Origin of the sequence: Streptomyces sp. NPDC058650, from assembly GCF_042717315.1 — a bacterium.
Classification (GTDB): domain Bacteria; phylum Actinomycetota; class Actinomycetes; order Streptomycetales; family Streptomycetaceae; genus Streptomyces.
On the sequence record NZ_JBHXRL010000014.1, the window covers coordinates 142,990 to 160,207 of the forward strand.

Genomic DNA, 17,218 nt, shown 5'->3' on the forward strand with positions numbered 1-17,218 from the left:
ACGCGTCCCCTTCGCCCAACCGGTTTAGGATGCGCGGCATGAGCTTTGGGGGACCGCAGTGGCCACAGGAGCCGCAGCAGCAGGGGCAGGGACAGCAGGGCCACGGACAGCAGCCGGGGTACGGGCAGCAGCCGGAGTACGGGCAGCAGCCCGGCTACGGCGGGCAGCAGCCGTACGGCGGGCAGCAGGGCCAGGGACAGCAGCAGCCGAACCCCTTCCCGGGGGCGCAGGGCGGCGGGCCCACCCCTGACTGGGGCGCCCTCGCCGACGCCTCGGCCAGCCGCAACCGCCGCAAGCGCTGGGTGCTGATCGGCGGCGGAGCGGTGGCGACCCTCGCCGTGGGCGCGATCGTCGCCACCGCCGTCGTGTCCACGAACAAGACGAACGACGAGTCGAAGAACGGCGGGATCCCCACCACCTCGGCCTCCCCCACCGGCTCCCCCACGCCCGAGCCGACGTTCTCCTCGGTGGCGCCGCCGCCCCCGCCGAACCCGAAGGACTACATCTCGGACCCGAAGAAGGACAAGGCCCCGCTCACCGTGGACGGCCTCTTCCCGGGCAAGAAGATGACGATGAACGGCCGCCCGTACAAGAAGGGCGCCACCTCCGCCACGACGAACTGCGCGTCCGTCACCCAGGGCGGCCTCGGCACGGTCCTCAAGAAGAACGGCTGCCAGAAGGTCCTGCGCGCCACCTACGTGAAGGACGGCGTGGCGATCACCGTCGGCGTGGCCGTCTTCCCCTCCGAGGCGGCGGCCCTCAAGGCGAAGGCCCAGGCCAGCGGCGGCATCGCGCCGCTCGCGGGCGCCGGCGTGAAGGAGTTCTGCCGCGCCACGGTCTGCCTGCGCCGCTCGAACTCGGCCGGCCGCTACGCCTACTTCACGCAGGCGGGCTTCGCCAACGGCAAGAAGGTCACCAAGGCCGACAAGCCGGTCTTCCAGGCCAGCGACGACCTCGGCACCTTCGTCTTCAACCAGATCTACGCCCGCGGCCGGGCGCAGGCCTCAGCAGCAGCCAACGCTCCCGGGGAGTGACCGCTTGTTGCGCGCCTCCTTGCTGCGGGCGGCGAGCAGCGCGTCCTCCGGGTAGCCGACCTCTTCGAGGGTGAGGCCGTGCGGCCGTACGACGTGGACGGCCGAGTCCCGCACGCCGGCGGCGAGCACCTTCCCGGGCCAGTCGACCGGCCGGTGCCCGTCGCCGACGAAGAGCATGGCGCCGACGAGCGAGCGGACCATGTTGTGGCAGAAGGCGTCCGCCTTCACGGTCGCTTCGAGGATGCCGTCGGGCCGCCGCTCCCACCTCAGCACCTGAAGGGTCCGGATGGTCGTGGCCCCTTCGCGCTTCTTGCAGTACGCGGCGAAGTCGTGCTCGCCGACGAGCGCGGTCGCGGCCTCGTTCATGGCGTCCATGTCGAGGGCCCAGTCGTGCCACAGGACGTGCCCGCGCCGGAGCGGGTCGACGCCCCCGGGGTTGTCGGTGACGCGGTAGGCGTAGCGGCGCCAGATCGCCGAGAAACGGGCGTTGAAGCCGGCGGGGGCCTCTTCGACCTTCCACACCCGTACGTCATGGGAGAGCCGCCCCGCGAGCCGCCTGAGCAGCTTGTCCCGGTGCTCCTCCCACAGCTCGACGGGCAGGTCGACGTGGGCGACCTGGCCGCGCGCGTGGACCCCGGAGTCGGTCCGGCCGGCGACGGTCAGCTCGTACGTCTCCGTGGAGCGCGTCACGGTCCGCAGCGCGGCCTCGATCTCGCCCTGCACGGTGCGCCGCCCCTGGGGCTGCTTGGCCCAGCCGGAGAACTCCTTGCCGTCGTACGAAAGGTCAAGGCGTACCCGTACGAACCCGTCCTGCACGTCATCGCTCACGCGGAACAATCCTCTCGAACCATCAAACACACGGGAACGGGCCCGCACCCCCAGGGGGTACGGGCCCGCACACGAGAAACTCGTCGAAACGCTTACGCGTCCTTCGACTCCTCGGCCGGAGCCTCAACGGCGGCCTCGTCGGCCTCCTTGACGGCGCGCACGGTGGCGGCCTCGGCCTCGGCGACGGTCGCCTTCTTGGCGATCTCGCCCTCGACCAGCTCGATCACGGCCATCGGGGCGTTGTCGCCACGACGGTTGCCGATCTTGGTGATACGGGTGTAACCACCCGGACGCTCCGAGTAACGCGGGGCGATCTCGGTGAAGAGGGTGTGGACGATGCCCTTGTCGGTGATCGTCTGCAGCACCAGGCGACGGTTGTGGATGTCGCCCTTCTTCGCCTTGGAGATCAGGCGCTCGGCGACGGGGCGCAGGCGACGGGCCTTGGCCTCGGTCGTCGTGATGCGGCCGTGCTCGAAGAGGGACTTCGCCAGGTTGGCGAGCAGCAGACGCTCGTGAGCGGCGCTGCCACCGAGACGTGCACCCTTGGCGGGACGCGGCATGGTGTTTCTCCTTGGTGTCTGCCCCGGCCGTATCAGGTACCGGGGTCAGTATCCGAGCGGGCGGTCACCCGTCGGAGATCCAGGCCCCCGAAGGGGCCTGGAAGGGGGCGCGAGGAACTGCGCGATCAAGCACAGCGCTCCCGCGCCCAGGTACGGACCGTGAGGCCCGAGTTCTTAGTACTGCTCGGTCTCGACGAAACCGGCGTCCGCGTCGTCATCGGCGCCGAAGGCGTCGGCGGCGGCGGTCGGGTCGAATCCGGGCGGCGAGTCCTTCAGCGCGAGGCCCATACCGGCCAGCTTCGCCTTGACCTCGTCGATCGACTTCGCACCGAAGTTGCGGATGTCGAGCAGGTCCGCCTCGGAACGCGCCACGAGCTCACCCACGGAGTGGATGCCCTCGCGCTTGAGGCAGTTGTACGAACGAACGGTGAGCTCGAGCTCCTCGATCGGCAGCGCCAGATCAGCGGCGAGCGCGGCGTCGGTCGGGGACGGGCCCATGTCGATGCCCTCGGCGTCGATGTTGAGCTCGCGCGCCAGACCGAACAGCTCGACCAGGGTCTTGCCGGCGGACGCCATGGCGTCACGCGGGCGCATGGCCTGCTTGGTCTCGACGTCGACGATCAGCTTGTCGAAGTCGGTGCGCTGCTCGACACGGGTCGCCTCGACCTTGTACGTGACCTTGAGCACCGGCGAGTAGATGGAGTCGACCGGAATACGGCCGATCTCCTGGCCCACCTGCTTGTTCTGGACGGCGGAGACGTAGCCGCGACCGCGCTCGACGGTCAGCTCCATCTCCAGCTTGCCCTTGCCGTTGAGCGTGGCGAGGACGAGGTCGGGGTTGTGCACCTCGACACCGGCCGGCGGCGCGATGTCGGCGGCGGTGACCAGACCCGGGCCCTGCTTGCGCAGGTACATCACGACCGGCTCGTCGTGCTCCGAGGAGACGACCAGCTGCTTGATGTTCAGGATGAGGTCGGTGACGTCCTCCTTGACGCCCGGCACGGTGGTGAACTCGTGCAGGACACCGTCGATGCGGATGCTGGTGACAGCGGCACCCGGGATCGAGGAGAGGAGGGTACGGCGGAGGGAGTTGCCGAGGGTGTAGCCGAAGCCCGGCTCCAGCGGCTCGATCACGAACCGGGAGCGGAACTCGTCGACGACCTCTTCGGTCAGCGACGGACGCTGAGCGATCAGCATGTCTCTATGTCCTTCTGTCGTGGACGCCCACTATTTGACGCCCGACGGGGATGTAGCACCTACAAGGGTACGGGCGGCACGGCCCGAAGAGCCGTACCGCCCGAAGTCCTGGTCAAGCAGCCGTGCGTCGGAAAATCAGACGCGGCGGCGCTTGGGGGGACGGCAGCCGTTGTGCGGCGTGGGGGTGACGTCCTGGATCGAACCGACCTCGAGGCCCGTGGCCTGGAGGGAGCGGATCGCGGTCTCGCGGCCGGAGCCCGGACCCTTGACGAAGACGTCGACCTTGCGCATGCCGTGCTCCTGCGCGCGGCGAGCGGCCGACTCGGCGGCCATCTGCGCGGCGAACGGGGTCGACTTGCGCGAGCCCTTGAAGCCGACGTGGCCGGCGGAGGCCCAGGAGATCACGTTGCCCGCGGGGTCCGTGATCGAGACGATCGTGTTGTTGAACGTGCTCTTGATGTGCGCGTGGCCGTGAGCGACGTTCTTCTTTTCCTTGCGGCGCACCTTCTTGGCAGCGCCCTGACGACCCTTGGGGGGCATCTATTACTCCTACGGGAGGTGGTCGGTCCTACAGCGAAGACCGCTTGGTCAAGCGTCCGCTGAGGACTACTTCTTGCCCGGCTTCTTCTTGCCGGCGATGGCGCGACGCGGGCCCTTGCGGGTACGAGCGTTCGTGCTGGTGCGCTGACCGCGAACGGGCAGGCCACGACGGTGGCGCAGACCCTGGTAGCAGCCGATCTCGACCTTGCGGCGGATGTCGGCGGCGATCTCGCGGCGGAGGTCACCCTCGGTCTGGAGGTTGGCGTCCACGTACTCACGGATCTTGACGAGGTCTTCCTCGGCAAGGTCGCGGACACGGGTGGACGGGTTCACGCCGGTCGAGGCGAGAATCTCCTCGGACCGGGTGCGCCCGATGCCGAAGACGTAGGTGAGTGCGACCACCACACGCTTTTCGCGCGGGATGTCAACACCGGAAACGCGTGCCATTCAATGGCTCCTGTGTTCTCGGGGGTCTGCTGCAGAACCGCTCCCGACCGCCGACCCTCCGAATGATTCGGAGAGTGGTACGTCCGGGTCCCCGGCCCCCGCCGGAGGTGCCGTCAACCGTGGAACACGGCCCGACGGGCTCTGCGTATGTACGTACTGCTTATGCGTCGCGCGAAGAACTGCGAAATGCAGGTCGGTCGGCGTGCGTCAGCCCTGGCGCTGCTTGTGGCGCAGGTTGTCGCAGATGACCATGACCCGACCGTGACGGCGGATCACCTTGCACTTGTCGCAGATCTTCTTGACGCTCGGCTTGACCTTCATGGGATGTGAGGTTCTCCGGGTCAGTGCCAACCACCCGCGCCGCAAGGCGGGGTGCGGGCAAGATCTACTTGTACCGGTAGACGATCCGGCCACGCGTCAGGTCGTACGGAGAGAGCTCCACGACGACCCGGTCGTCCGGAAGGATTCGGATGTAGTGCATCCGCATCTTGCCGGAGATGTGCGCGAGGACCTTGTGACCGTTCTGGAGTTCCACCTTGAACATGGCGTTCGGGAGGGACTCGATCACGGTGCCCTCGATTTCGATGGCACCTTGCTTCTTGGCCACGCTTCGCCTTTCGAATCGGCTACCTTGATCGACTCTCGCCGCCGCATGCGGACACACGGGTACACGAGAGCCGACGCATCAGTCTACGTCAGGCCCCTGGAAAAGACGAATCCGGGAGTTTGCCCACGGTAGAAGATCATTACTCGCTCGAACCGACTACGCCAGCGGGTCCGGCGCCGCCGTCACACCCAGCTCCGCCAGCTTCGCCTTGCCTCCGTCGACCGCCGTGAGGACCAGCGGGCCCTCCTCGGTGAGGGCGATCGAGTGCTCCCAGTGGGAGGACCAGGTGCCGTCGGTCGTGACGACCGTCCAGTCGTCCTTGAGGACCTCGGTGTGCGGGGTGCCCAGGGAGACCATCGGCTCGATCGCCAGGCAGAGGCCGGGGACCAGCTTCGGGCCCTTGCCGCGCTTGCGGGAGACGTAGTTCAGCAGGTGCGGGTCCATGTGCATCTCGGTGCCGATGCCGTGGCCGCCGTAGTCCTCGACGATCCCGTACTTCCCGAGGCTGTGCTCGCCGACCGACGGACGGGGCTGCCGCTTGATGTACGTCTCGATGGCCTTCGAGATGTCGACGAGCCGGTTACCGAGCTTCATCGCCGCGATGCCCGCCCACATCGACTCCTCCGTCACCCGGGAGAGCTCCACGAGCTCGGGCGCGTGCCCGGTGCCCACGAACGCCGTGTAGGCCGCGTCACCGTGCCAGCCGTCCACGATCGCGCCCGCGTCGATGGAGATGATGTCGCCGTCCTTCAGGACGGTCTTCTCGTCGGGGATGCCGTGGACGACGACCTCGTTCACCGAGGTGCAGATCGTCGCGGGGAAGCCGCCGTACCCGAGGAAGTTCGACTTCGCCCCGTGGTCGGCGATGACCTTCCGCGAGACCTCGTCCAGATCCCGCGTCGTGGCGCCCGGCACGGCCGCTTCACGGGTCGCCGCGTGAATGGCGGCGACGACCAGCCCCGCCTCGCGCATCTTCGCGATCTGCTCGGGGGTCTTGATCTGCACCATCGTCGCGGGGCCTTTCTTGCGTGTACACGGGACAGAACAACGATACGGCCGCGGCGCCCTTCCCGGGCACCGCGGCCGTATCGAACGAACCGGTGTTACTTCTTCAGCGCGGCCATGGCCTTCGCCGTGACCTCGTCCACCTTGCCGAGCGCGGAGATCGTCACGACCAGGTTCTGCGCCCGGTAGTAGTCGATGATCGGCTCGGTCTGCGTGTGGTAGACCTCCAGGCGCTTGCGGACGGTCTCCTCGGAGTCGTCCGGGCGCTGGTACAGCTCGCCACCGCAGACGTCGCAGACGCCCTCGGTCTTCGGCATGTTGTACATCACGTGGAAGACGTGTGCACTGTCGTTGCGGCAGGTGCGGCGACCCGCGATCCGCTTCACGACCTCGTCCTCGGGGACCTCCAGGTCCAGGACCGCGTCCAGCTGCATGTCCTCGGCCTTCAGGACCACGTCCAGGGCCTCGGCCTGCGCCACGTTCCGGGGGAACCCGTCCAGCAGGAAGCCGTGGGCGGCGTCCGCCTGCTCCATGCGGTCCTTGGCCATCCCGATGGTCACCTCGTCGGGTACCAGGTCGCCGGCGTCCATGAACGCCTTCGCCTTGAGACCCAGCTCCGTGCCCTTGGAGATGTTGGCGCGGAACAGGTCACCCGTGGAGATGTGCGGGATGTCCAGGTTCTTGGCAAGGAACGCGGCCTGCGTACCCTTGCCGGCACCGGGCGGTCCGACGAGGACGATTCGCATCAGCGGAGGAACCCTTCGTAATTGCGCTGCTGGAGCTGGCTCTCGATCTGCTTCACGGTCTCCAGCCCCACACCCACGATGATGAGGATGCTCGTCCCACCGAAGGGGAAGTTGGCATTGGCGCCACCGAAGCCTGCCAACGCCATCGTCGGCACAAGAGCGATCAGACCCAAGTACAGCGAGCCCGGCCAAGTGATCCGGTTGAGCACGTAGCTCAGATACTCAGCAGTAGGTCGACCAGCCCGGATACCCGGGATGAAGCCACCATACTTCTTCATGTTGTCGGCGACTTCCTCGGGGTTGAACGAGATCGCCACGTAGAAGAAGGCGAAGAACACGATCAGGAGGAAGTACGTGGCGATGTAGTAGGGGTGGTCACCCTTGACGAAGTGGGCTTCGATCCAGGTCTTCCACCCCGCGGTGGAGTTCGAGAACTGCGCGATCAAGGCCGGGATGTAGAGCAGCGACGACGCGAAGATGACAGGAATCACACCTGCCTGGTTCACCTTCAGCGGGATGTACGTGGACGTACCGCCGTAGGAGCGCCGGCCGATCATGCGCTTCGCGTACTGCACGGGGATCCGCCGCTGGGCCTGCTCGACGAAGACCACGAGGGCCACCATCACGAAGCCGATGAGGATGACGGTGCCGAACTCGATCCAGCCCTTGGCGAGCTTGCCGCTCTCCTTGATGGCCCACAGGGCGCCCGGGAAGCCGGCGGCGATCGAGATGAACATCAGGATCGACATGCCGTTGCCGATGCCACGGTCGGTGATGACCTCACCGAGCCACATGACGACGGCGGTGCCCGCGGTCATCGTGAGGACCATCGTGGCGATCGTGAAGATCGACTGGTCGGGCACGACCTGGTCGGCGACGGCACAGCCACTGAAGAGCGCGCCGCTCTTGGCGGTGGCCACGAGGCCGGTGCCCTGAAGGATGGCGAGGGCGATCGTCAGGTACCGGGTGTACTGGGTGATCTTGGCGGTACCGGACTGTCCCTCCTTCTTGAGGGCCTCCAGGCGCGGGATCACGACGGTCAGCAGCTGCAGGATGATGCTCGCCGTGATGTACGGCATGATGCCGAGCGCGAAGATGGTGATCTGCAGCAGCGCCCCGCCACTGAACATGTTGACCAGGCCGAACAGGCTGTTGTTGCCCTCGCTGGCCTGCTTGACACACTGCTGGACGGCCTCGTAGCTGACGCCGGGGACCGGGATGTGGGCCCCGAGGCGGTACAGCACGATGATGCCGAGCGTGAAGAGCAGCTTCTTGCGCAGGTCGGGCGTCTTGAACGCCCGGGCGAACGCGGTGAGCACGGTGCCTCCTGCGACCCCCGCGCTATGCGTCAAGGGTGACGGTCTTGAGGTTCGACGATTAGGTATCGGTCATCAATCCCGTGCGGGCATACCGCACGGAGCCTAGACAGTGCACGCCACCTTACCGGCGACCATGCCCCCCTAGGAACGACCAATCGGGGATGCCCCTTTTGGGAGGCATCCCCGATCGGATGTTCAAGCCATCGAGTCGTCTTAGACGAGCTCGGTGACGGTGCCACCAGCGGCGGCGATCTTCTCCTTGGCGGAGCCGGAGACGGCGTCAACCGAAACCTGCAGCGCCACGGTGATCTCGCCGGTGCCGAGCACCTTGACGAGGCTGTTCTTGCGAACCGCGCCCTTGGCGACCAGGTCGGCCACCGTGACCTCTCCACCCTCGGGGTAGAGAGCGCCGAGCTTGTCCAGGTTCACGACCTGGAACTCGGTGCGGAACGGGTTCTTGAAGCCCTTGAGCTTCGGCAGACGCATGTGGAGGGGCATCTGCCCACCCTCGAAGCGCTGCGGAACCTGGTAACGGGCCTTCGTACCCTTGGTACCACGACCGGCCGTCTTACCCTTGGACGCCTCACCACGACCGACACGGGTCTTCGCGGTCTTGGCACCGGGGGCGGGACGGAGGTTGTGGGCCTTCAGCGGGCTGTTCTCCGCCATGTTATTCAACCTCCTCGACCGTCACGAGGTGGCGGACGGTGTGCACCATGCCGCGGAACTCGGGACGATCCTCCTTGACAACCACGTCGTTGACCTTCTTGAGGCCAAGCGAGCGCAGGGTGTCGCGGTGGTTCTGCTTGCTGCCGATGTACGACTTCGTCTGCGTGACCTTGAGGCGAGCCATTACGCACCCGCCCCGGCACGTGCACGGAGCAGAGCCGCGGGAGCGACGTCCTCGAGGGGCAGACCACGGCGAGCCGCGATCTCCTCGGGACGCTGCAGGCCCTTCAGGGCCTCCACGGTCGCGTGCACGATGTTGATCGCGTTCGACGAGCCGAGCGACTTCGACAGGATGTCGTGAACGCCGGCGCACTCGAGCACGGCACGCACCGGGCCACCGGCGATAACGCCGGTACCGGGGGAAGCCGGCTTGAGCAGGACGACGCCCGCGGCCTTCTCGCCCGTGATCGGGTGCGGGATGGTGCCCTGGATGCGGGGAACCTTGAAGAAGTTCTTCTTGGCTTCCTCGACACCCTTGGCGATGGCCGCGGGAACTTCCTTGGCCTTGCCGTAACCGACACCTACAGTGCCGTCACCGTCGCCCACCACGACCAGCGCGGTGAAGCTGAAGCGGCGACCACCCTTGACAACCTTGGCGACGCGGTTGATCGCGACAACGCGCTCAACGTACGCGGTCTTCTCGGCGGCAGGGCCACCGTCGCGGCCCTTCCGGTCCCGCCGCTCGCCGCCACCGGCACCGCTACCGCGGCGCTGGGGTCCAGCCATTGGATTACCTCTCTCTGTTACGTCCGTTAGTCCCGGAACCGGGGCTTAGAACTTCAGCCCGGCTTCGCGGGCGGCGTCAGCCAGAGCGGCAATGCGCCCGGCGTACCTGTTGCCACCACGGTCGAACACGACTGCCTCGACACCGGCGGCCTTGGCGCGCTCGGCGACCAGGGAACCGACCTGCTTGGCCTGCGCGGACTTGTCACCCTCGCCGCCACGGATCGACGCGTCCAGGGTCGACGCAGACGCAAGGGTGTGACCCTTGAGGTCGTCGATGACCTGAGCGGTGATACCGCGGTTGGAACGCGTCACGACGAGGCGCGGACGCTCCGCCGTACCCGACACGTTCTTGCGGATGCGGATGTGGCGGCGCTTCTTGGCGGCGCCCTTGTAGGCGTCGCCCTTGGCGATCTTCACACCGTATGCCATGGCTTACTTACCAGCCTTTCCGACCTTGCGGCGGATGACCTCACCCGCATACTTCACGCCCTTGGCCTTGTAAGGGTCAGGCTTGCGAAGCTTGCGGATGTTGGCGGCGACTTCGCCGACCTTCTGCTTGTCGATGCCCTCGACCGAGAACTTGGTCGGCGACTCGACCTTGAACGAGATGCCCTCGGGCGCCTCGATCAGGATCGGGTGGCTGTAGCCGAGCTGGAACTCCAGGTTGGAGCCCTTCGCGGCCACGCGGTAACCGACGCCGCTGATCTCGAGCGCCTTCACGTAACCCTGGGTCACACCGGTGATCATGTTGGCCACCAGCGTGCGGGACAGGCCGTGCAGGGCCTTGTTCTGACGCTCGTCGTTCGGACGGTTGACGTTGAGCACGCCATCCTCGCCCTTAACGATCTCGATCGGAGCGGCGACGGTGTGGCTCAGGGTGCCCTTGGAACCCTTCACCGTGACCGTGCGGCCATCGATGGTGACGTCCACGCCGGCGGGAACCTGGATAGGCAGCTTGCCAATACGCGACATGAGCTTTCCTTCCTTTCCCGACTACCAGACGTAGGCGAGGACTTCCCCACCTACGCCCTTCTTGCCTGCCTGCTGGCCGGTCAGGAGGCCGTGGGACGTGGAGATGATCGCCACGCCCAGGCCGCCGAGAACCTTCGGCAGGTTGGTGGACTTCGCGTAAACCCGGAGACCGGGCTTCGAGATCCGCTTGATGCCCGCAATGGAGCGCTCACGGTTCGGACCGAACTTGAGCTCGAGGACGAGGTTCTTGCCGACCTCGGCGTCCTCGACCTTCCAGCCCGTGATGAAGCCCTCCTGCTGGAGGATTTCCGCGATGTGAGACTTGATCTTGCTGTGCGGCATCGTCACTGAGTCGTGGTATGCCGAGTTCGCGTTACGCAGACGAGTCAGCATGTCCGCGATCGGATCAGTCATGGTCATGAATTGGCCTTCGGCCTCTCTCGCCGGGGTTTCCTGTATGCGCCATCCCTCTCCCCACACAGGGGCGGGACGGGTGCGGCGCGGGGACCTACGGCGTAGTAAGTCGTACGGGCGGCGGACGCCCAACCCTCCTAGCCTAAGCCATGGAAGGATGGGCGGCCGCCAACCCAGTGCTTACCGAGAGACTCCGGTCATCCCAATTAAGGGATTACCAGGAGCTCTTGGTCACGCCCGGCAGCTCGCCACGGTGAGCCATCTCACGAAGGCACACGCGGCACAGGCCGAACTTGCGGTACACGGAGTGGGGACGACCACAACGCTGGCAGCGCGTGTAGCCACGCACGCCGAACTTGGGCTTGCGGGCAGCCTTCGCGATGAGAGCCTTCTTCGCCATCTCGCTTACGCCTCCTTGAAGGGGAAGCCGAGGTGACGGAGAAGGGCGCGGCCCTCAGCGTCGTTGGTCGCCGTGGTCACCACGGTGATGTCCATACCCCGGACACGGTCGATCTTGTCCTGGTCGATCTCGTGGAACATGACCTGCTCCGTGAGACCGAAGGTGTAGTTGCCACGCCCGTCGAACTGCTTGGGGGACAGACCACGGAAGTCGCGGATGCGCGGAAGCGCGAGCGACAGGGTGCGGTCCAGGAACTCCCACATGCGGTCGCCACGGAGGGTGACGTGCGCACCGATCGGCTGGCCCTCACGCAGCTTGAACTGCGCGATGGACTTGCGAGCCTTGGTCACGGCCGGCTTCTGACCGGTGATCGTGGTCAGGTCACGGATCGCACCGTCGATCAGCTTGGAGTCACGGGCGGCGTCGCCGACACCCATGTTCACCACGATCTTCACGAGGCCGGGAACCTGCATGACGTTCTCGTACGAGAACTCCTCACGCAGCTTGCCCGCGATCTCCTCGCGGTACTTCGTCTTGAGACGCGGAGTGGTGGTAGCCATCAGATGTCCTCACCCGTCCGCTTGGCAACGCGGATCTTGTTGCCCTCGTCGTCGAAGCGGTAACCGACACGCGTGACGACCTTCTTGCCGTCCTTCTCCACGACGAGCTGAACGTTGCTCACGTGGACAGGGGCCTCGGTCGTGACGATGCCACCGGCCTGCGACGGGCCGGCCTTGGTGTGCTTCTTGACCCGGTTGACACCCTCGACGAGGACGCGGTTCTCGCGGGGGAAGGCCGTGATGACCTTGCCCTGCTTGCCCTTGTCCTTACCGGTGATGACCTGGACCAGGTCGCCCTTCTTGATCTTCATGCTTACAGCACCTCCGGCGCGAGCGAGATGATCTTCATGAACTTCTTCTCGCGCAGCTCACGGCCGACCGGGCCGAAGATACGGGTGCCACGAGGGTCGCCGTCGTTCTTGAGAATGACAGCGGCGTTCTCGTCGAAGCGGATGTACGAGCCGTCCTGGCGGCGGCGCTCCTTGACGGTGCGAACGATGACCGCCTTGACGACGTCACCCTTCTTCACGTTGCCACCGGGGATCGCGTCCTTGACGGTGGCGACGATGACGTCACCGATGCCCGCGTAGCGGCGACCCGAGCCACCGAGAACACGGATGCAAAGGATCTCCTTGGCACCAGTGTTGTCGGCGACACGCAGTCGCGACTCCTGCTGGATCACGTCTATCTCCTGATTGTCTGCCGGTTCCCGGCCGGGGCTCCAGAAGAAGCCCCGGCCGAGCCTGGCGGAACGAACTTGAAGGGTTACCCCTTCAAGCTGTGGTTATTGGATTTCGCTTGCGCGAAATGCCTACTTGGCCTTCTCGAGGATCTCGATGACGCGCCAGTGCTTCGTCGACGACAGCTTCCGGGTCTCCATCAGGAGGACGCGGTCACCGATGCCGGCAGCGTTCTGCTCGTCGTGAGCCTTGAGCTTGTTCGTACGGCGAATGACCTTGCCGTACAGCGCGTGCTTGACGCGGTCCTCGACAGCGACGACGACGGTCTTGTCCATCTTGTCGCTGACGACCAGGCCCTCGCGGACCTTGCGAGCGTTGCGCTCGGTCTTCTCAGTCACGTTGCTCTCGCTCATCAGGCGTTCTCCACCGTCTCGATGCCCAGCTCGCGCTCACGCATCAGGGTGTAGATCCGGGCGATGTCCTTACGGACGGACTTGAGCCGGCCGTGGTTCTCGAGCTGACCCGTCGCCGCCTGGAAGCGGAGGTTGAACAGCTCTTCCTTGGCTTCGCGGAGCTTGTTGAGAAGCTCCTCGTTGCCCAGCTCGCGCAGCTCGGACGCCTTGGTACCGGCGGTCATCACAGCTCACCTGCTTCGCGCTTAACGATCTTGCACTTCATCGGCAGCTTGTGGGCCGCACGGGTCAGGGCCTCGCGCGCGATCTTCTCGTTCGGGTAGGACAGCTCGAACATCACCCGACCGGGCTTGACGTTCGCGATCCACCACTCCGGCGAACCCTTACCGGAACCCATGCGGGTCTCGGCAGGCTTCTTGGTCAGCGGGCGGTCCGGGTAGATGTTGATCCAGACCTTGCCGCCACGCTTGATGTGGCGGGTCATCGCGATACGAGCAGCCTCGATCTGGCGGTTCGTCACGTACGCCGGCGTGAGGGCCTGAATGCCGTACTCGCCGAACGCAACCTGCGTACCACCCTTGCTCATACCCGAGCGCTTGGGGTGGTGCTGCTTGCGGTGCTTGACCCTACGGGGGATCAGCATGTCGGTCAGGCCTCCGTTCCGGTGCTCTCAGCCGGAGCGGCAGCGGCGGCGGGAGCGTCGGCCTTGGGGGCCTCGGCAGCCGGCGCGGACTGCTGCTGCGGCTTGCGGCCTCGGCCGCCACGCTCGCCACCGCGGCCACCACGGCCGGCGGGACGGTCGCCAGCGCCACCCGCACCACGGGCCGGGCGGTTACCCGCACGGGCCGCAGCGTTCTCGGCGCGGACCTCGGCGATGTTCTTGACGTCGCCCTTGTAGATCCAGACCTTCACGCCAATGCGACCGAAGGTCGTCTTGGCCTCGAAGAAGCCGTAGTCCACGTTCGCGCGGAGCGTGTGCAGCGGCACACGACCCTCGCGGTAGAACTCCGAGCGGGACATCTCGGCGCCGCCGAGGCGACCGCCGCACTGGATCTTGATGCCCTTGGCGCCGGCCTTCATCGTGCCCTGCATGCTCTTACGCATGGCGCGACGGAAGGAGACGCGGGAGGAGAGCTGCTCGGCAACGGCCTGAGCAACCAGCTGAGCGTCCATCTCGGGGTTCTTGACCTCGAGGATGTTCAGCTGGACCTGCTTGCCCGTGAGCTTCTCGAGGTCACCGCGGATGCGGTCGGCCTCGGCGCCACGGCGGCCGATGACGATGCCCGGACGCGCGGTGTGGATGTCCACCCGCACGCGGTCACGGGTGCGCTCGATCTCAACCTTCGAGATGCCGGCGCGCTCCATGCCGGACGTCATCATCCGACGGATGGCGACGTCTTCCTTGACGTAGTCCTTGTACAGCTTGTCGGCGTACCAACGGGACTTGAAGTCCGTGGTGATGCCGAGCCGGAACCCATGCGGGTTAACCTTCTGGCCCATTACCGGGTTCCTTCCTTGCTGCTGACGACCACGGTGATGTGGCTGGTCCGCTTACGGATCCGGAATGCACGGCCCTGAGCACGCGGACGGAACCGCTTCAGGGTCGGGCCCTCATCGACGTACGCCTCGCTGATGACCAGCGAAGAGGCGTCAGTGTGGTCGTAGTTGTGTGCAGCGTTGGCAATGGCGCTGTCCAGCACCTTGCCAACCGGCACGCTCGCGGCCTGCGGGGCGAAACGCAGGACCGCCTGAGCCTCCGTGGCGTCCATGCCACGGATAAGGTCCACCACTCGGCGGGCCTTCATGGGCGTGACGCGGATGTACCGCGCCTGGGCCCTGGCTTCCATGGTTGTCCTTCCAGTGTCTGTCATGGTCGATTCCACCCCGCTACTAGCGGCGCTTCGACTTCCGGTCGTCCTTCACGTGACCCCGGAAGGTGCGCGTCGGCGAGAACTCGCCGAGCTTGTGGCCGACCATCGACTCGGTGACAAACACCGGAATGTGGGTCTTGCCGTTGTGCACCGCGATCGTGTGGCCGAGCATGGCCGGGATGATCATCGAGCGACGGGACCAGGTCTTGATGACGTTCTTGGTACCGGCTTCGTTCTGTACGTCCACCTTCTTTACGAGGTGTCCGTCGACGAAGGGTCCCTTCTTGAGACTGCGCGGCATCTAAACCCGCTCCTAGCGCTTCTTGTTCGTCTTGCGGCGGCGGACGATGTACTTGCTCGAAGCCTTCTTCGGCGAGCGAGTACGACCCTCCTTCTGACCCCACGGGGAGACCGGGTGGCGACCACCGGAGGTCTTACCCTCACCACCACCGTGCGGGTGGTCCACCGGGTTCATCGCCACACCGCGAACGGTCGGGCGAACGCCCAGCCAGCGCTTACGGCCGGCCTTGCCCCAGTTGATGTTCGACTGCTCGGCGTTGCCGACCTCGCCGATGGTGGCGCGGCAGCGGGCGTCGACGAGACGGATCTCACCGGACGGCATACGAAGGTGGGCCATCGTGCCCTCCTTCGCCAGCAGCTGCACGGAGGCACCAGCGGAGCGCGCGAACTTGGCGCCGCCACCGGGACGGAGCTCGATCGCGTGGATCGTGGTACCGACCGGGATGTTGCGGAGGGCCAGGTTGTTGCCGGGCTTGATGTCCGCGCCGGGGCCGTTCTCGACCCGGTCACCCTGCGTCAGGTTCTTCGGGGCGATGATGTAGCGCTTCTCGCCGTCCGCGTAGTGGAGCAGCGCGATGCGCGCGGTGCGGTTGGGGTCGTACTCGATGTGAGCGACCTTCGCCGGCACGCCGTCCTTGTCGTGACGACGGAAGTCGATCACCCGGTAGGCGCGCTTGTGGCCGCCACCCTGGTGTCGAACCGTGATCCGACCGGTGTTGTTACGGCCGCCCTTGCTGTGCAGGGGGCGGACCAGCGACTTCTCCGGCGTGGACCGCGTGATCTCGACGAAGTCGGCTACGGAGGAGCCACGACGGCCCGGCGTAGTCGGCTTGTACTTGCGGATTCCCATTTCTCAGTCCTCGTCCGATTCCGGACGATCCAGACCGCCCTTAGGCGGTCGGACCGCCGAAGATGTCGATACGGTTACCCTCGGCAAGGGTCACGATGGCGCGCTTGGTGTCCTTGCGCTTACCGAAACCGGCCTTGGTGCGCTTGCGCTTGCCCTGGCGGTTGATCGTGTTGACCCCGGTGACCTTGACCGAGAAGACCGCCTCGACGGCCTGCTTGATCTGGGTCTTGTTGGAGCCAGGCGCGACGATGAACGTGTACTTGTTCTCGTCCAGCAGGGCGTAGCTCTTCTCCGAGACAACCGGCTTGACGAGAATGTCGCGCGGGTCCGAGAAGGTCTTGCTGGTGACGACGGCCTCAGTCATCAGGCGTCGCTCCCTTCGGTCTCGTCGGTCTGGGGGCCAGACACGAAGGACTCGAGGGCGGCCTGAGTGAAGACCACGTCGTCGGAGACGATCACGTCGTACGTGTTGAGCTGGCCCGGCTCCAGGATGTGCACCTGGGGCAGGTTACGAGCGGACAGCCACGCAGCCTCGTCCGAGCGCTCGACGACCAGGAGCAGGTTCTTGCGCTCCGAGATCTTGCCGAACAGCGTCTTGGCGGCCTTGGTGGAGATGTCACCCTCGACCACGCCGGTGACGACGTGGATGCGGGAGTGGTTCGCCCGGTCCGAGAGGGCACCGCGGAGGGCGGCGACCTTCATCTTCTTCGGGGTCCGCTGGGAGTAGTCACGCGGCTGCGGGCCGTGGACGACGCCACCACCGGCGAACTGCGGGGCGCGGGTCGAACCCTGACGGGCGCGGCCGGTGCCCTTCTGGCGGTAAGGCTTCCGGCCACCGCCGCGGACTTCGCCACGGGTCTTGGTCTTGTGCGTGCCCTGACGGGCCGCGGCCAGCTGCGCGACGACGACCTGGTGGATCAGCGGAACGCTGACCTTGGCGCCGAAGATCTCCGCGGGGAGCTCGACGGTCCCGGTCTTGTCGCCTGCCGGCGAAAGGATGTCAATGGTGCTCATCGGTTC

General features: G+C 66.2%; 30 protein-coding genes. 1 reads left to right on the plus strand and 29 read right to left on the minus strand.

Annotated elements, in window-relative coordinates:
• Window positions 1-38 precede the first annotated feature (38 nt).
• Window positions 39-1,034, plus strand: a complete 996-nt coding sequence (locus ACFWWU_RS24325; RefSeq protein WP_384147935.1) for a hypothetical protein — start codon at window positions 39-41, stop codon at window positions 1,032-1,034.
• Here ACFWWU_RS24325 and truA read toward each other — a convergent pair.
• The 29 genes from truA to rplD all read right to left on the minus strand — a co-directional run bounded on the left by truA (window position 1,005) and on the right by rplD (window position 17,212).
• Window positions 1,005-1,862, minus strand: coding sequence for a tRNA pseudouridine(38-40) synthase TruA (gene truA / locus ACFWWU_RS24330; RefSeq protein ID WP_384147936.1), 858 nt, complete (start codon window positions 1,860-1,862; stop codon window positions 1,005-1,007). The two genes, ACFWWU_RS24325 and truA, sit on opposite strands and share 30 nt — an antisense overlap.
• A 92-nt stretch (window positions 1,863-1,954) precedes the next feature.
• Window positions 1,955-2,422 (minus strand): 50S ribosomal protein L17, encoded by a 468-nt coding sequence (rplQ, locus tag ACFWWU_RS24335; RefSeq protein WP_384147937.1) that lies wholly within the window; start codon window positions 2,420-2,422, stop codon window positions 1,955-1,957.
• Window positions 2,423-2,596: 174 nt separating this feature from the next.
• Entirely contained in the window at window positions 2,597-3,619 is a 1,023-nt protein-coding gene (locus ACFWWU_RS24340; RefSeq protein ID WP_003966937.1) for a DNA-directed RNA polymerase subunit alpha, read from the minus strand.
• A 135-nt stretch (window positions 3,620-3,754) separates the two neighbouring features.
• Window positions 3,755-4,159, minus strand: a complete 405-nt coding sequence (gene rpsK, locus ACFWWU_RS24345) for a 30S ribosomal protein S11 (RefSeq protein ID WP_006376016.1) — start codon at window positions 4,157-4,159, stop codon at window positions 3,755-3,757.
• Window positions 4,160-4,225: 66 nt separating this feature from the next.
• Complete coding sequence (rpsM, locus tag ACFWWU_RS24350) at window positions 4,226-4,606, minus strand: 30S ribosomal protein S13 (protein WP_017239590.1); 381 nt, start codon at window positions 4,604-4,606, stop codon at window positions 4,226-4,228.
• A 207-nt stretch (window positions 4,607-4,813) separates the two neighbouring features.
• A complete protein-coding gene (rpmJ, locus tag ACFWWU_RS24355) occupies window positions 4,814-4,927 on the minus strand; it encodes a 50S ribosomal protein L36 (RefSeq protein ID WP_003956441.1) in 114 nt (37 codons plus the stop codon).
• A gap of 64 nt (window positions 4,928-4,991) precedes the next feature.
• Complete coding sequence (gene infA / locus ACFWWU_RS24360) at window positions 4,992-5,213, minus strand: translation initiation factor IF-1 (RefSeq protein WP_003956442.1); 222 nt, start codon at window positions 5,211-5,213, stop codon at window positions 4,992-4,994.
• Window positions 5,214-5,369: 156 nt separating this feature from the next.
• The gene (map, locus tag ACFWWU_RS24365; RefSeq protein ID WP_384147938.1) at window positions 5,370-6,221 is read right to left on the minus strand and encodes a type I methionyl aminopeptidase; all 852 of its coding nucleotides are present in this window, start codon (window positions 6,219-6,221) and stop codon (window positions 5,370-5,372) included.
• Between the two features lie 95 nt (window positions 6,222-6,316).
• Entirely contained in the window at window positions 6,317-6,964 is a 648-nt protein-coding gene (locus ACFWWU_RS24370) for an adenylate kinase (RefSeq protein WP_384147939.1), read from the minus strand.
• Window positions 6,964-8,283 carry a preprotein translocase subunit SecY gene (gene secY, locus ACFWWU_RS24375; RefSeq protein ID WP_384147940.1) on the minus strand — a complete coding sequence of 440 codons (1,320 nt, stop codon included), beginning with the start codon at window positions 8,281-8,283 and terminating at the stop codon, window positions 6,964-6,966. The genes ACFWWU_RS24370 and secY overlap by 1 nt, the downstream gene beginning before the upstream one ends.
• 213 nt (window positions 8,284-8,496) lie before the next feature.
• On the minus strand, window positions 8,497-8,952 hold the full coding sequence (rplO, locus tag ACFWWU_RS24380; protein WP_024755416.1) for a 50S ribosomal protein L15: 456 nt from the start codon (window positions 8,950-8,952) through the stop codon (window positions 8,497-8,499).
• 1 nt (window position 8,953) lies between these two features.
• On the minus strand, window positions 8,954-9,136 hold the full coding sequence (rpmD, locus tag ACFWWU_RS24385) for a 50S ribosomal protein L30 (RefSeq protein WP_024755415.1): 183 nt from the start codon (window positions 9,134-9,136) through the stop codon (window positions 8,954-8,956).
• Complete coding sequence (gene rpsE / locus ACFWWU_RS24390; protein WP_383386696.1) at window positions 9,136-9,738, minus strand: 30S ribosomal protein S5; 603 nt, start codon at window positions 9,736-9,738, stop codon at window positions 9,136-9,138. The genes rpmD and rpsE overlap by 1 nt, the downstream gene beginning before the upstream one ends.
• 45 nt (window positions 9,739-9,783) lie before the next feature.
• Window positions 9,784-10,167, minus strand: a complete 384-nt coding sequence (gene rplR / locus ACFWWU_RS24395) for a 50S ribosomal protein L18 (RefSeq protein WP_056651228.1) — start codon at window positions 10,165-10,167, stop codon at window positions 9,784-9,786.
• 3 nt (window positions 10,168-10,170) lie between these two features.
• Complete coding sequence (rplF, locus tag ACFWWU_RS24400; protein ID WP_376412968.1) at window positions 10,171-10,710, minus strand: 50S ribosomal protein L6; 540 nt, start codon at window positions 10,708-10,710, stop codon at window positions 10,171-10,173.
• A gap of 21 nt (window positions 10,711-10,731) precedes the next feature.
• Complete coding sequence (rpsH, locus tag ACFWWU_RS24405) at window positions 10,732-11,130, minus strand: 30S ribosomal protein S8 (protein WP_015035585.1); 399 nt, start codon at window positions 11,128-11,130, stop codon at window positions 10,732-10,734.
• A 208-nt stretch (window positions 11,131-11,338) separates the two neighbouring features.
• On the minus strand, window positions 11,339-11,524 hold the full coding sequence (locus tag ACFWWU_RS24410; RefSeq protein WP_003948630.1) for a type Z 30S ribosomal protein S14: 186 nt from the start codon (window positions 11,522-11,524) through the stop codon (window positions 11,339-11,341).
• 5 nt (window positions 11,525-11,529) lie between these two features.
• Window positions 11,530-12,087 carry a 50S ribosomal protein L5 gene (gene rplE / locus ACFWWU_RS24415; RefSeq protein WP_099054322.1) on the minus strand — a complete coding sequence of 186 codons (558 nt, stop codon included), beginning with the start codon at window positions 12,085-12,087 and terminating at the stop codon, window positions 11,530-11,532.
• Window positions 12,084-12,395: a 50S ribosomal protein L24 gene (gene rplX, locus ACFWWU_RS24420; RefSeq protein WP_015035583.1), complete on the minus strand. Its 312-nt coding sequence runs from the start codon at window positions 12,393-12,395 to the stop codon at window positions 12,084-12,086. The genes rplE and rplX overlap by 4 nt, the downstream gene beginning before the upstream one ends.
• A 2-nt stretch (window positions 12,396-12,397) precedes the next feature.
• Complete coding sequence (gene rplN, locus ACFWWU_RS24425) at window positions 12,398-12,766, minus strand: 50S ribosomal protein L14 (protein WP_003956455.1); 369 nt, start codon at window positions 12,764-12,766, stop codon at window positions 12,398-12,400.
• Between the two features lie 129 nt (window positions 12,767-12,895).
• Window positions 12,896-13,177, minus strand: coding sequence for a 30S ribosomal protein S17 (gene rpsQ / locus ACFWWU_RS24430; RefSeq protein WP_030318650.1), 282 nt, complete (start codon window positions 13,175-13,177; stop codon window positions 12,896-12,898).
• Entirely contained in the window at window positions 13,177-13,401 is a 225-nt protein-coding gene (gene rpmC / locus ACFWWU_RS24435) for a 50S ribosomal protein L29 (protein ID WP_147980754.1), read from the minus strand. The genes rpsQ and rpmC overlap by 1 nt, the downstream gene beginning before the upstream one ends.
• Window positions 13,401-13,820 carry a 50S ribosomal protein L16 gene (gene rplP / locus ACFWWU_RS24440; RefSeq protein WP_015035580.1) on the minus strand — a complete coding sequence of 140 codons (420 nt, stop codon included), beginning with the start codon at window positions 13,818-13,820 and terminating at the stop codon, window positions 13,401-13,403. Before rplP ends, rpmC begins: the two co-directional genes overlap by 1 nt.
• A 5-nt stretch (window positions 13,821-13,825) precedes the next feature.
• Window positions 13,826-14,677 (minus strand): 30S ribosomal protein S3, encoded by an 852-nt coding sequence (gene rpsC, locus ACFWWU_RS24445; protein WP_030214015.1) that lies wholly within the window; start codon window positions 14,675-14,677, stop codon window positions 13,826-13,828.
• The gene (rplV, locus tag ACFWWU_RS24450) at window positions 14,677-15,024 is read right to left on the minus strand and encodes a 50S ribosomal protein L22 (RefSeq protein ID WP_024755410.1); all 348 of its coding nucleotides are present in this window, start codon (window positions 15,022-15,024) and stop codon (window positions 14,677-14,679) included. Before rplV ends, rpsC begins: the two co-directional genes overlap by 1 nt.
• A 43-nt stretch (window positions 15,025-15,067) precedes the next feature.
• A complete protein-coding gene (gene rpsS, locus ACFWWU_RS24455; protein WP_024755409.1) occupies window positions 15,068-15,349 on the minus strand; it encodes a 30S ribosomal protein S19 in 282 nt (93 codons plus the stop codon).
• A 12-nt stretch (window positions 15,350-15,361) separates the two neighbouring features.
• Entirely contained in the window at window positions 15,362-16,198 is an 837-nt protein-coding gene (gene rplB, locus ACFWWU_RS24460) for a 50S ribosomal protein L2 (RefSeq protein WP_189511754.1), read from the minus strand.
• Between the two features lie 40 nt (window positions 16,199-16,238).
• The gene (gene rplW / locus ACFWWU_RS24465; protein ID WP_024755407.1) at window positions 16,239-16,562 is read right to left on the minus strand and encodes a 50S ribosomal protein L23; all 324 of its coding nucleotides are present in this window, start codon (window positions 16,560-16,562) and stop codon (window positions 16,239-16,241) included.
• The gene (rplD, locus tag ACFWWU_RS24470) at window positions 16,562-17,212 is read right to left on the minus strand and encodes a 50S ribosomal protein L4 (protein WP_384147941.1); all 651 of its coding nucleotides are present in this window, start codon (window positions 17,210-17,212) and stop codon (window positions 16,562-16,564) included. The genes rplW and rplD overlap by 1 nt, the downstream gene beginning before the upstream one ends.
• Window positions 17,213-17,218 lie beyond the last annotated feature (6 nt).

Bases quoted from the DNA above. Each gene is read 5' to 3' on its own strand.
- rpsM (WP_017239590.1), bottom strand. From the start codon at position 4,606: ATGGCACGCGTTTCCGGTGTTGACATCCCGCGCGAAAAGCGTGTGGTG.
- rpmJ (WP_003956441.1), bottom strand. From the start codon at position 4,927: ATGAAGGTCAAGCCGAGCGTCAAGAAGATCTGCGACAAGTGCAAGGTG.
- ACFWWU_RS24325 (WP_384147935.1), top strand. From the start codon at position 39: ATGAGCTTTGGGGGACCGCAGTGGCCACAGGAGCCGCAGCAGCAGGGG.
- ACFWWU_RS24410 (WP_003948630.1), bottom strand. From the start codon at position 11,524: ATGGCGAAGAAGGCTCTCATCGCGAAGGCTGCCCGCAAGCCCAAGTTC.
- rplF (WP_376412968.1), bottom strand. From the start codon at position 10,710: ATGTCGCGTATTGGCAAGCTGCCTATCCAGGTTCCCGCCGGCGTGGAC.
- rpsH (WP_015035585.1), bottom strand. From the start codon at position 11,130: ATGACCATGACTGATCCGATCGCGGACATGCTGACTCGTCTGCGTAAC.
- ACFWWU_RS24370 (WP_384147939.1), bottom strand. From the start codon at position 6,964: ATGCGAATCGTCCTCGTCGGACCGCCCGGTGCCGGCAAGGGTACGCAG.
- rplO (WP_024755416.1), bottom strand. From the start codon at position 8,952: ATGGCGGAGAACAGCCCGCTGAAGGCCCACAACCTCCGTCCCGCCCCC.
- ACFWWU_RS24340 (WP_003966937.1), bottom strand. From the start codon at position 3,619: ATGCTGATCGCTCAGCGTCCGTCGCTGACCGAAGAGGTCGTCGACGAG.
- rplB (WP_189511754.1), bottom strand. From the start codon at position 16,198: ATGGGAATCCGCAAGTACAAGCCGACTACGCCGGGCCGTCGTGGCTCC.
- rplW (WP_024755407.1), bottom strand. From the start codon at position 16,562: ATGACTGAGGCCGTCGTCACCAGCAAGACCTTCTCGGACCCGCGCGAC.
- map (WP_384147938.1), bottom strand. From the start codon at position 6,221: ATGGTGCAGATCAAGACCCCCGAGCAGATCGCGAAGATGCGCGAGGCG.
- rplD (WP_384147941.1), bottom strand. From the start codon at position 17,212: ATGAGCACCATTGACATCCTTTCGCCGGCAGGCGACAAGACCGGGACC.
- rplR (WP_056651228.1), bottom strand. From the start codon at position 10,167: ATGGCATACGGTGTGAAGATCGCCAAGGGCGACGCCTACAAGGGCGCC.
- rplQ (WP_384147937.1), bottom strand. From the start codon at position 2,422: ATGCCGCGTCCCGCCAAGGGTGCACGTCTCGGTGGCAGCGCCGCTCAC.
- rpsQ (WP_030318650.1), bottom strand. From the start codon at position 13,177: ATGAGCGAGAGCAACGTGACTGAGAAGACCGAGCGCAACGCTCGCAAG.
- rpsE (WP_383386696.1), bottom strand. From the start codon at position 9,738: ATGGCTGGACCCCAGCGCCGCGGTAGCGGTGCCGGTGGCGGCGAGCGG.
- rplX (WP_015035583.1), bottom strand. From the start codon at position 12,395: ATGAAGATCAAGAAGGGCGACCTGGTCCAGGTCATCACCGGTAAGGAC.
- rpsC (WP_030214015.1), bottom strand. From the start codon at position 14,677: ATGGGCCAGAAGGTTAACCCGCATGGGTTCCGGCTCGGCATCACCACG.
- rplV (WP_024755410.1), bottom strand. From the start codon at position 15,024: ATGGAAGCCAGGGCCCAGGCGCGGTACATCCGCGTCACGCCCATGAAG.
- rpmC (WP_147980754.1), bottom strand. From the start codon at position 13,401: ATGACCGCCGGTACCAAGGCGTCCGAGCTGCGCGAGCTGGGCAACGAG.
- rpsS (WP_024755409.1), bottom strand. From the start codon at position 15,349: ATGCCGCGCAGTCTCAAGAAGGGACCCTTCGTCGACGGACACCTCGTA.
- rpsK (WP_006376016.1), bottom strand. From the start codon at position 4,159: ATGCCCCCCAAGGGTCGTCAGGGCGCTGCCAAGAAGGTGCGCCGCAAG.
- rpmD (WP_024755415.1), bottom strand. From the start codon at position 9,136: ATGGCTCGCCTCAAGGTCACGCAGACGAAGTCGTACATCGGCAGCAAG.
- rplP (WP_015035580.1), bottom strand. From the start codon at position 13,820: ATGCTGATCCCCCGTAGGGTCAAGCACCGCAAGCAGCACCACCCCAAG.